At 58.9% G+C, this 9478-nt stretch carries 9 protein-coding genes; 4 read left to right on the top strand and 5 right to left on the bottom strand.

Annotated elements, in window-relative coordinates:
* Window positions 1-95 (top strand): integrase core domain-containing protein (locus FMN52_RS18490; RefSeq protein WP_148606714.1); only part of this gene is annotated, 95 nt, incomplete at its 5' end.
* A 54-nt stretch (window positions 96-149) separates the two neighbouring features.
* Here the strand turns inward: FMN52_RS18490 and FMN52_RS18485 are convergent.
* The gene (locus FMN52_RS18485) at window positions 150-893 is read right to left on the bottom strand and encodes an SDR family oxidoreductase (RefSeq protein WP_148610081.1); all 744 of its coding nucleotides are present in this window, start codon (window positions 891-893) and stop codon (window positions 150-152) included.
* A 170-nt stretch (window positions 894-1063) separates the two neighbouring features.
* Between FMN52_RS18485 and FMN52_RS18480 the strand changes: the two genes are divergently transcribed.
* The 3 genes from FMN52_RS18480 (at window position 1064) to FMN52_RS18470 (ending at window position 5802) form a co-directional block, all read left to right on the top strand.
* Complete coding sequence (locus tag FMN52_RS18480) at window positions 1064-2839, top strand: acyl-CoA dehydrogenase C-terminal domain-containing protein (RefSeq protein ID WP_148610080.1); 1776 nt, start codon at window positions 1064-1066, stop codon at window positions 2837-2839.
* Between the two features lie 273 nt (window positions 2840-3112).
* On the top strand, window positions 3113-3904 hold the full coding sequence (gene tcdA / locus FMN52_RS18475) for a tRNA cyclic N6-threonylcarbamoyladenosine(37) synthase TcdA (protein WP_148610079.1): 792 nt from the start codon (window positions 3113-3115) through the stop codon (window positions 3902-3904).
* 20 nt (window positions 3905-3924) lie between these two features.
* The gene (locus tag FMN52_RS18470) at window positions 3925-5802 is read left to right on the top strand and encodes a sodium:proton antiporter (protein ID WP_148610078.1); all 1878 of its coding nucleotides are present in this window, start codon (window positions 3925-3927) and stop codon (window positions 5800-5802) included.
* Here FMN52_RS18470 and FMN52_RS18465 read toward each other — a convergent pair.
* The 4 genes from FMN52_RS18465 to FMN52_RS18450 all read right to left on the bottom strand — a co-directional run bounded on the left by FMN52_RS18465 (window position 5788) and on the right by FMN52_RS18450 (window position 9296).
* Window positions 5788-6771, bottom strand: coding sequence for an NADP-dependent oxidoreductase (locus FMN52_RS18465; protein WP_148610077.1), 984 nt, complete (start codon window positions 6769-6771; stop codon window positions 5788-5790). The genes FMN52_RS18470 and FMN52_RS18465 overlap by 15 nt on opposite strands.
* Before the next feature lie 81 nt (window positions 6772-6852).
* Window positions 6853-7314 (bottom strand): thioesterase family protein, encoded by a 462-nt coding sequence (locus FMN52_RS18460; protein WP_148610076.1) that lies wholly within the window; start codon window positions 7312-7314, stop codon window positions 6853-6855.
* A complete protein-coding gene (locus FMN52_RS18455; RefSeq protein WP_148610075.1) occupies window positions 7314-8396 on the bottom strand; it encodes an SMP-30/gluconolactonase/LRE family protein in 1083 nt (360 codons plus the stop codon). The genes FMN52_RS18460 and FMN52_RS18455 overlap by 1 nt, the downstream gene beginning before the upstream one ends.
* A 105-nt stretch (window positions 8397-8501) precedes the next feature.
* The gene (locus tag FMN52_RS18450) at window positions 8502-9296 is read right to left on the bottom strand and encodes an alpha/beta fold hydrolase (RefSeq protein ID WP_148610074.1); all 795 of its coding nucleotides are present in this window, start codon (window positions 9294-9296) and stop codon (window positions 8502-8504) included.
* Window positions 9297-9478 lie beyond the last annotated feature (182 nt).

The raw sequence follows: 9478 nt of genomic DNA, 5'->3' as shown, positions 1-9478 counted from the left end.
TGGTTGATCAGTCCGTGCAGACCTATAACACAAGACGGCCACATCTGGCCCTCAAATACAAAACGCCCGATGCGGTGCACCGGGCGTTTCGATAGAAGTAGGTGTAAACCTATTTCAGGACTAGACATACACCTACGACGATATGGCCTTTACCAGGGCAACTCCGAGCCATCCCAGCTCAGAAACCGGCCGTTGTCCTCCTCCACAAGACCTTCGAACACTTCCAACAGGTTCGCTGCCGTTTCCTCAGCAGTATGCACTTTCAGTTTCGCCAGGGATTGACTGAATGGCTCACTCAACGCCGATTCGGTGGTACCTGGATGCAGGGACACGCAAGCGATCGGTTTGCATCGGCGGGGCAACTCGATGGAGAGGTTGCGCACCAACATATTCAGCGCCGCCTTGGAACTTCGGTAGGCGTACCAACCGCCAAACCCGTTATCGGTAATCGAGCCGACTTTTGCGGAAATGGCCACCACCCGTTTGAATTCCCGATGCCGAAGCCACGGCAACAAGGCCTGCGTCAGCACTCCGAACCCGGTTGCATTCACTGCAAACGCCCGCGCCATACTCCCCGCGTTCAGATCCTCGACGCGCTTCTCGGGGAACAAGTCCGGACCATGGAGCAAGCCGGCGGCATAGATGAAGCCATCGATGCCCTCCTCTCTGGCCAGCAGCGATCCCAGTGCCTCCGCAACTGTTGCTGGTGAGCCGCTGTCCTCCGCATCCCATGGCAGCACAGCACTTCGCTCATGGGACCTCAATCCCTCCGGGGCTTTCTCCGGATCGCGACACAACCCGATCACACTGGTCTGGGAGTCCCGTTCAATCAACCGGGTCGCCAGGGCGCCACCGATTGCGCCGGAAACCCCGGCTATCACCACTCGTTTCATGAAGACCTCCTTGGTTCTGGAGGACATACGAAAAATCTATCGTACGGACTGCCAGGAACGGTGAACCAACGCATTTAAACAGGCGTATGAAACCAGTGTTCACATTTCTTCTTGGGCTTCTGCTATCCGAGGCAGTGCTCAGTTTAATCAGCGCACGTAGGAGAGTATCCATGCAATACCAGGCTCCGGCGAATGACCTTCGCTTTCTGTTGTTTGATGTATTGGGCGCAGACCGGCTGCATGAGTTGGAAAAATACGCCGATGCCACCCCGGATCTTATTTCTGCGGTTATTGACGAAGCCGGCAAGCTGGCAGCCGAAGTCATCCAGCCCACCAACCAGGCGGGCGACCGTGAAGGCTGCACCTACGACCCTGAAACCCGTTCGGTAAAAACACCTGACTGCTTCAAGGATGCCTACAAGAAGTTTATTGAGGGCGGCTGGACCGCGCTGGACGCACCACTGGAATACGGCGGCCAGGGCCTGCCCCACACCCTGAAATTCGTGGTGGATGAAATGGTCTGCTCCACCAACCTGTCGCTGGGCATGTACCCCGGTCTGACCCACGGGGCCATCAGCGCCCTGCATGCCCACGGCTCCGACGAACTGAAAAAGATCTATCTGGAAAAGCTGATCTCCGGCGAGTGGACCGGCACCATGTGCCTGACCGAACCCCAGTGCGGCACTGACCTGGGCCTGATTCGCACCCGCGCCACTCCGAACGATGACGGCAGCTACGCGATCGAGGGCACCAAGATCTGGATTACCGGTGGCGAACACGACCTGGTGGACAACATCGTGCACCTCGTCCTGGCCAAGCTGCCTGGCGCGCCGGATACCACCAAAGGCATTTCGTTGTTCGTGGTTCCCAAGTTCCTGCCGGAGTCCGGTGAGCGCAACCCTGCCTTCTGTGGCGGTCTTGAGCACAAGATGGGTATCAAGGGCTCTGCCACCTGCGTCATGAACTTCGAGGGCGCCAAAGGCTGGCTTGTCGGCGAGCCAAATGATGGCATGCGGGCAATGTTCACCATGATGAATGAGGCCCGCCTGATGGTTGGCATGCAGGGTCTCGGCCTGGCGGAAATGGCCTACCAGGAAAGTCTCGGCTTTGCCCGTGAGCGCTTGCAGAGCCGTTCACTGAGCGGCCCGAAAAACCCCGATGGTCCCGCTGACCCCATCATCGTACACCCGGATGTGCGCCGGATGCTGATGCGCCAGAAGGTCCTGAACGAGGGCATGCGGGCCATGGCGCTGTTTGCCGGCCACCAATTGGATCTCTCTGTCGCCCACCCGGACGAGACCGTTCGGGAATCCGCGGACGATCTGGTTCAACTGCTTACCCCGGTGGTGAAGTCGTTCCTGACGGACGAAGGCTTCAACAACGCCAACACCGGGCTGCAGGTACTGGGTGGCTCTGGCTTCACCACCGACTGGCCGCTGGAGCAGCTGGTTCGGGACGGCCGGATTGCCCGGATCTACGAGGGTACCAACGGCATTCAGGCCATGGACCTGGTGGGCCGCAAACTGAGCCTTAAAGGCGGCCAGCTGGTGCGCACCCTGTTCGGAACCCTGAGCGGATACCTCAAAGACAATCCGGAGGCGCCGCACCGGGAGGAACTCAAGAACGCCATGAAGGCGCTGGAAACCGCCACCATGTGGCTGGCCACCAATGCACCGAAAGATCCTGAGCAGGCGGGCGCTGCCGCTACGCCGTATCTGCGCCTGATGGCACTGACGGTGATCGGCTACCTCTGGTCCCGCATGGCCAATGTTGCCAACGAGCAGCTTGCCGCCGGCGAAGGCAACAAGCCCTTGCTGGAGAGCAAAGTTGTCTCTGCACGCTTCTTCTTTGAAAAGCTGCTGCCGGAAGTCGACTGGCTGCTGGGCGACATTCAGAGCGGCAAGGACAGCCTGATGGCGTTCTCAGACGACCACTGGGCCGCGTGATCCGGAATCCGGCCAGCGCCTGGCGGTTCTGGCCGGAAATGACCGAACAATGACAGCTTGTGACCTTCAGGGTGACGGTCTGGAAATTGATAATGATCACGTTGATTAGTGTCTCTGAACTAGTCCAGCCCAGCTCCCCGTCGGACTGGGCACTTTGAAAGCCACGCTCTGCGTGGCTTTTTTTATGGCCATTTTTTTGTCTATGCAGTCACTGGGTTACAATTGCGCTCTTTGATTCTGCCTGACTTCTGAAGTGACCAGCACGGGGACCCCATGAACGCCGACGATTACGCTTTCCGCTTTGGCGGCATCGAACGACTCTACGGACGTCGGGCCCTGGAAGCCTTTCGTCACGCCAACATCGCCGTGGTCGGGCTTGGCGGCGTCGGATCCTGGGCTGCTGAAGCCCTCGCCAGAAGTGGCGTTGGCACTATTACCCTGATCGACATGGACGATGTCTGTGTGTCCAACACCAACCGCCAGCTCCACGCCCTTGAAGGCCAGTACGGGCGCACAAAAACCGACGCCATGGCGGACCGACTAAGGGCAATCAACCCGGAAGCTGACATTCGGATTCACTTCGGCTTCCTGACCACCAAGAACGTCAGTGAGCTGATTACCGAAGACATGACCGGAGTGATCGACGCCATCGACAGCGTCAAGTCAAAAGCGGCCCTGATTGCCCATTGCCAGCGCCGGAAAACTCCGCTGGTCTGCGCCGGCGGCGCTGGTGGACAGATCGACCCCACCCAGATTCAGGTGGCCGACCTTTCCAAAACGACCCAGGACCCCCTGTTGGCCAAGGTACGCAACCTGTTGCGCCGGGAATATGGATTTTCCCGGAACCCGAAGCGTCGCTTTGGTATTGAGGCCGTATACTCCCTCGAGCAGCTGACGTATCCTGCCGGAGACGGGGAAGTCTGCCGGCAAAAACCGGCCACCGATGGCCCGGTGCGACTGGATTGCGCCTCCGGCTTTGGCGCCGCCAGTCCGGTTACAGCCAGTTTTGGTCTTTTTGCAGCCTCCCGACTTCTAAACCGGATTGCCCGGCGCGCCAACCAATAGATCAACGGACCTGAAACATTATGCCTGTCAGTACTGTCCTGCTTCTTGCCAGCATCGGCGTTCTATCCCTGTTCTGTCAGTGGCTGGCCTGGCGTGTGCGCATGCCCGCGATCCTGTTCCTGCTCGCCGGCGGTATTGCGGCCGGGCCAGTCCTGGGCTTCCTCGTCCCGGAAGTGGTGTTCGGTGACCTGCTGTTTCCAGTCATTTCCCTGGCCGTTGCCATTATCCTCTTCGAGGGCAGCCTGACGCTGCGCTACAAGGAAATCCGCGGCCACGGCAAGATGGTCCGCAACCTCATTCCTGTGGGCTCCATTGTCACCTGCATCATCGGTACCCTCGCAGCCCGCTGGCTTCTGGACGTTTCCTGGGCCGTCGCTCTTCTGTTCGGCGCTATATCCATAGTCACCGGCCCGACGGTGATCGCGCCGCTGCTGCGCTCCGTGCGACCGGACTCGAAACTGGCGAACATCCTGCGCTGGGAAGGCATCATCATTGACCCGGTCGGGGCACTGCTGGCGGTTCTGGTGTTCGAGGGGATCGTCTCCTGGGGCCAGGGCAACGTGTTTGGTCATTCCCTGTATATCTTCGGCAAGACTCTTGCCGTGGGTTTTGTGATCGGCGCCGTAGCCGGGTATCTCAATGGCATCGTGTTGCGCAAGCACTGGATTCCCCAATACCTGCATAACGCCGGCACCCTCACCTTCATGCTCGGCGTGTACGCCATCTCCAATGAGCTGGCTCATGAGTCTGGCCTGCTGACCGTGACCGTCATGGGGATCTGGATGGCCAACATGAAGCAGGTGCCCATCGAGAGCATACTGGAGTTCAAGGAATCCCTGAGTGTTCTATTGATTTCCGCCCTGTTCATCATCCTGGCGGCAAGGGTTGAGTTCGCTGCAATCGCCGAATTGGGTTGGGGCCTGGTGGCGGTGCTGGCGTTGTTGATGCTGGTTGCCCGTCCGCTAAGCATTTTCTTGTCCGCCATCGGCACCAACCTGAACTGGCGCGAAAAGCTCTTTCTGAGCTGGATTGCCCCCAGGGGCATTGTCGCCGCGGCGGTATCAGCGCTCTTTGCCTTCCAGCTTCAGAAACTGGGTTATGAAAGTGCCGGAGCCCTGGTACCCCTGGTGTTTATGCTGATTATCGCCACGGTTACCCTACAAAGTCTGACCGCCCGGCCGGTCGCCCGCCTGCTGAAAGTCGCGGAACCGGCGGAATACGGCTTCCTGATTCTGGGCGCCAACCCGGTGGCACGGATGATCGGCAAAGCCCTGAAGAAGTATGAGGTGCCGGTGACCCTAACCGATACCAACTGGGAAAACGTCCGCCAGGCACGCATGGATAACCTGCAGGTCTATTTCGGCAACCCGGTGTCAGAGCATGCGTCCACGCATCTCGACCTGACAGGCATCGGCAAGTTGCTGGTCATTTCCCCATACAAGCACATGAACTCCCTGGCCACGTACCACTTCCTGGACTGGTTCGGAGACAAGTGCGTGTTCAGCCTGGCCGAGGGTGATCAGGACCAGAAGGCCCGACACCAGACTGCCGAAAAAATACAGATGACCCGGGGCCTGTTCGACGGCGTCAGCTACGCCAAACTGGCCAGCCTGGTCAGCCAGGGCTACACGGTGAAGACCACTCAGCTGAGCGAGGAATTCGGTTACGAGGAGTTCCTGAACAAATACCAGAATCAAGCCCTGGTGCTGTTCACGTTCGACAGCAAGGAGCATGTCGCTCCGGTTTGCAGCCTGAAAGACCTGAAACCGGAAGACGACTGGATCCTGATCAGCCTGGTGCCACCCCAGGCCAGGAAGGAACGCAAGGAGAAAGAGGAGGGAGAACCAGCGGCCAGCCAGGATACGCCAGCCGACGAAAACCCTTCATCGACAATCTAGTACCAGCTTGCCGCGCACATGTCCGCCCTCAAGCTGTTCGTGGGCCTGCGCGACATCCGCCAGCGGAAAGGCCTTTTCGATGTGCACCTTGACGTCGCCGTCCTCAATCAGCTCGGCGATCTCATCCAGGTGAAACACGTCGGGACGCACGGTCATGCCGTGGGCCCGTAACCCCATCTCCTCGGCCGCGCTGATGATTTCATCGGCGGTAACCGTGGGGATGGTGACAAGGACACCCTGCTCGCCAAGGGTGTGCAGCGAGCGCTTGCCAGTATCGCCACCGACCAGGTCCAGCACCACGTCCAGGCCATAGCATTCTTCGCCGATATCGGTGGTGCGGTAGTCAATCACTTCGTGAACCCCGAGTTCCGCCAGAAAATCCCGGTTACCAGCCGAGGCCGTGGCAATAACATGGGCACCGCGCTCCAGTGCAAACTGAACCGCAAAGTGCCCGACACCACCAGCGCCGGCATGAATCAGGATCTTCTGTCCGGACTCCAGTTTCGCCATTTCAAACAGAGCCTGCCAGGCGGTCAGCGCCGCCAGGGGCAAGGCCCCAGCAGATACCAGGTCCAGCTCTTCAGGCACGATCGCCAGCTCATCAGCCATCGCCAGGGCGTATTGCGCATAACCACCACCGCCAGCCGGAAATCCGACCATGCCCATGACCCGGTCGCCCGGCGCTAACGTGGTCACGTTGGCACCAACCTCAACAACCTCACCGGCAACATCGTAACCTGGCGTCCAGGGCAACGAATTCTCGATCTGGCGGGCCGCGAAGCCGAGGCCCTTCCGGGTTTTCCAATCAATGGGGTTGAGACCGGCCCCGTGCACCCGGACCAGCACCTGATCGTCTCCGGGCTCTGGCACGTCTGCCTGGACCACCTGCAGGACATCACGCTCACCAAAGCGATCGTAGATCACATGGTGCATCTTGGATTCGGTGTTCTGATCGGCAGTCGTTTCCATGAAGATCTCCGGACAACAGGTTAAACGGGATTGGCTTTGAACAAGACTAGCTGAAGTAAAGCACAAAAGAACTCGGGGGACCTAGAGCCCCTTGCCTCCAGCCACAACGGCGGAACCGAGAATTTCGGCAAACTCTTTCGGCGCACGGGCGGGCCGCTGGCTTTTCATATCAACACAGGCGTGGGTGGAGACTGCCCTGACCAGGGTTTTGCCATCCGACGGGCGCACCAGCTGGAACTGTCGGGCAGACCGGAAACGCCCGTCGTAGTCGGTCAGCCAGGTTCCCAGCACCAGGTGATCGCCGGTGTTCGCCGAGGCCAGGTAATCAATCTCCGTGCGGGTAATGGCCATTGCCTTCCCGGTTTTCTCATGCAGCGACCAGGTCATACCCAGATTCTCTATGTGGGCCCAGCTCACGTCTTCCAGCCAGCGAACGTAGACAACGTTGTTGGCGTGCCCCAGCCGGTCGGTATCTTCGTCCCGCACCGTAATATCAATGGTAAAGGGCGCCTGCAGATCCCAGGCAATGTCTTGATGCTGCATCAGTTGCTTTCTCCCAGACCCGGAATGGCCTGCAACGGTAGCCGACCAATACGATCATTGTGAAGTGAACCAAAGTACAGGTTGCCATCGTGAGGATTCACCGAGGTGATTTCTTGCAAATGGGTACCCCGGGTGTCGTGGAGGCTGGTAATAACCTCGCCATCCCGGTCAAAGGCGATCACAAGGCCATATTCTTGTGGCGCAGGTTTCAGGCTGTTCGGGAGTTTGGCCACCAGATCCTTGAGCCAGGGCCAGGGGTGCATGGCGTCCATCCTCGAATCTCTAAGGGTAGGAAACGCCACCCAGTAGCGCCCCTGGTCATCGACAGCGAGGTTATCGGGAAAACCGGGAAGATTGTCGGCGAATACCTCGGCCTGCCCGGCTCTGGGTCCGTGAATCCAGTATCTGAGGATGCGGTATTTCCAGGTTTCGTTAACCAGGACGTAGTCACCTTCCGGAGATACCGCCACACCATTGGCAAAGTGCAGGTTGCCCAACAGGACTTCGGCCTTACCGGTTTTCGGGGAGTAGCGAAGCAAACGGCCGTGGGGACGCATTTCCAGAAGATCCAGCATGTATTCCGGCTGGTGGAACTTGGAACTGGCGTCGGTGAAATAAATCCGCCCGTCATCGGCAATGTCGACATCATCGGTGAACCGGAACAGGGTACCTTCGGCCTCCCGAGCCAGCACAGTAATCTCGCCATCGGGGCTTATGGAGAGCAGGCCTTTCCAGGAGTCCGCCACAATCAGGTTGCCCTGACTGTCAAATACCATGCCCAGGGGCCGGCCATCGGTGGACAGCCAGTTTTCGACCCGGCCATCCGGAAACACCCGCACGATGTAACCGTCCTGGGTTCCGGTGTAGAGCACACCCTCCTGACTTATTGCGGTGTCCTCGGGGCCATACACCTGGCCCCTGGCGATCAGATCTGCAAGTCTAAGCCGCTCGTTCGGGGCCACCTGCCCTGTCAGCGGCGGTGGAGAGGGTGGGTTCCAGGCTTTGCTGTCAACAGGCGAAGGAGTCAGCAGGAAGCTGCCAAGTAGCAGGAAAACAGCCAGCAACCCCACCATCCATTTCATACACTCAGCCCGCCCGTACGTTTGTCCGTTCGATATCTTGCGATTGGCTTACCATATCAGACGGGCCCATCGGCAGGAAAATGCCCGGGGTCTGAACCTGACCAATCAGTCGTTACCGAGGAAACGACGACAAAGGGCTGCAAAGGAATCGGCCTTTTCCGCATGCAACCAGTGGCCAGTGCCCTGAATGATCCGCAACTGCGCCTGGGGGAACAGTCGCTGGATGTCCTCCCGGTGTTTCTCCTGGATGTAGGCCGAATCCGCACCCTTGAGAAACAGCACTGGGCCATCAAACGGGTCCTCGCCTTCCGGTGCCTTTGCCAGACTCCCATAACAGGCCTCGATAACCGGCAGATTCAGACGCCAGCGAAACAGTGGCCCACCCTCCTGCTGCTCTTCCCGGGGAATCCGCTCCAGGTTCTTCAAAAGAAACTGCCGCACACCCGATTCTTCAACAAAATCCGCCATCAGCCTGTCTGCATCCTGGCGGGAGCGCACACCGGTCAGATCCATGCCGGTCAACCCATCCAGAATGGCATCGTGCCGGGGCTTATAGTTGACCGGCGCAATGTCGGCCACGATCAGTTTTTCCACACGTTCCGGCGCCAGCAGAGCGACCTGCATTGCCACCTTGCCGCCCATGGAGTGGCCCAGCAGACTGACCTTGTCCAGGCCCTGTGTATCCATATAGGCAACCACATCCCGCGCCATGGCCGGATAATCCATGGTGTCGGTATGGGGGGAGCTACCGTGGTTACGCTCGTCCAGCGCATGGATCTGCCACTGATCTTCAAGACGGCGAGCGATGCCACCCAGATTGTCCAGGGATCCGAACAGTCCGTGTAACAGGATCAGAGGCGGGCCATCGCCGGTAATGCGGTGATTCAGCGCAACAGTCATGGGCAATCAGTCTCCGGATTGGTCTGTGTTCTCAAAGCGGATACATTACCACTGCCAGTCTGGCGAGCAAGCGCCGGTATTGGCAGTCATTTTCCAGAGACGAAAAAAAGCCGGGCAGAGCCCGGCATGAAGGTCATAGACGTTACGCCTGAGAAATCAGCAATAGAAGATGCTGTTCAGGT

Origin of the sequence: Marinobacter sp. BW6, assembly GCF_008107725.1 — a bacterium.
Classification (GTDB): Bacteria; Pseudomonadota; Gammaproteobacteria; order Pseudomonadales; family Oleiphilaceae; genus Marinobacter.
Note: the sequence above shows the minus strand (reverse complement) of the source record. Positions and strands in the feature narration are given on the sequence as shown.

Excerpts from the sequence above, each read along its gene's own strand:
- FMN52_RS18485 (WP_148610081.1), bottom strand. The coding sequence starts at position 893 with ATGAAACGAGTGGTGATAGCCGGGGTTTCCGGCGCAATCGGTGGCGCC.
- FMN52_RS18480 (WP_148610080.1), top strand. The coding sequence starts at position 1,064 with ATGCAATACCAGGCTCCGGCGAATGACCTTCGCTTTCTGTTGTTTGAT.
- tcdA (WP_148610079.1), top strand. The coding sequence starts at position 3,113 with ATGAACGCCGACGATTACGCTTTCCGCTTTGGCGGCATCGAACGACTC.
- FMN52_RS18470 (WP_148610078.1), top strand. The coding sequence starts at position 3,925 with ATGCCTGTCAGTACTGTCCTGCTTCTTGCCAGCATCGGCGTTCTATCC.
- FMN52_RS18465 (WP_148610077.1), bottom strand. The coding sequence starts at position 6,771 with ATGGAAACGACTGCCGATCAGAACACCGAATCCAAGATGCACCATGTG.
- FMN52_RS18460 (WP_148610076.1), bottom strand. The coding sequence starts at position 7,314 with ATGCAGCATCAAGACATTGCCTGGGATCTGCAGGCGCCCTTTACCATT.
- FMN52_RS18455 (WP_148610075.1), bottom strand. The coding sequence starts at position 8,396 with ATGAAATGGATGGTGGGGTTGCTGGCTGTTTTCCTGCTACTTGGCAGC.
- FMN52_RS18450 (WP_148610074.1), bottom strand. The coding sequence starts at position 9,296 with ATGACTGTTGCGCTGAATCACCGCATTACCGGCGATGGCCCGCCTCTG.